Source organism: Streptomyces sp. MUM 2J (genome assembly GCF_022414535.1).
In the GTDB taxonomy this organism is placed as follows: Bacteria; Actinomycetota; Actinomycetes; order Streptomycetales; family Streptomycetaceae; genus Streptomyces.
Genome location: NZ_JADWYM010000121.1, coordinates 1 through 680, shown reverse-complemented (window position 1 = coordinate 680; position 680 = coordinate 1). Strand labels below are relative to the sequence as shown.

General features: G+C 66.5%; 1 protein-coding gene. It reads left to right on the top strand.

Translation table 11 applies throughout. The annotated features are described in order from the left end of the window. Positions 1-680: AMP-binding protein (locus tag I3F54_RS31900; RefSeq protein ID WP_240122410.1), on the top strand; the 680-nt coding region annotated here is incomplete at both ends.

The following is a 680-nucleotide window of genomic DNA, read 5'->3' as shown; positions in this document are numbered from 1 at the left end:
AACACCCGCGTCTATGTGCTGGATGCCGCCCTGCAGCCCTGCCCTCCAGGAGTGGCGGGCGAACTCTACCTGGCCGGTGTACAACTGGCCCGCGGATATCTGAACCGTCCAGCTCTGACGGCGGAGCGGTTCGTGGCCGACCCCTTCAGCACCGCCCCCGGCGAACGCATGTACCGCACAGGCGATCTGGCCCGCTGGAACACCGACGGCGTCCTTCAATTCCTGGGCCGCACCGACGACCAGGTGAAACTGCGCGGCTTCCGGATCGAACTCGGCGAGATCGAAACCGTACTCACCGACTCTCCCGACGTAGCACAAGCCGTCGTGGTGATACGCGAGGACCGCCCCGGCGACAAACGCCTGGTCGCCTACCTCGTCCCGACCACCGCCCACGACCACGCCGACACCACCCACCTGACCGCACAGGCACGCACCCGAGCAGCAACGACACTGCCCGACTACATGGTGCCCTCCGCCATCGTGACCCTCCCGGCACTCCCCCTCACCGTCAACGGCAAGGTCGACCGCAAAGCCCTCCCCGCACCCGAATGGGACACCACCGACACCTACCGCGCCCCGACCACCCCACGCGAAGAAATCCTCTGCACCCTCTTCGCAGAAACCCTCGGCATCCCACAAGTCGGCACCGACGACAGCTTCTTCGAACTCGGCGGACACTC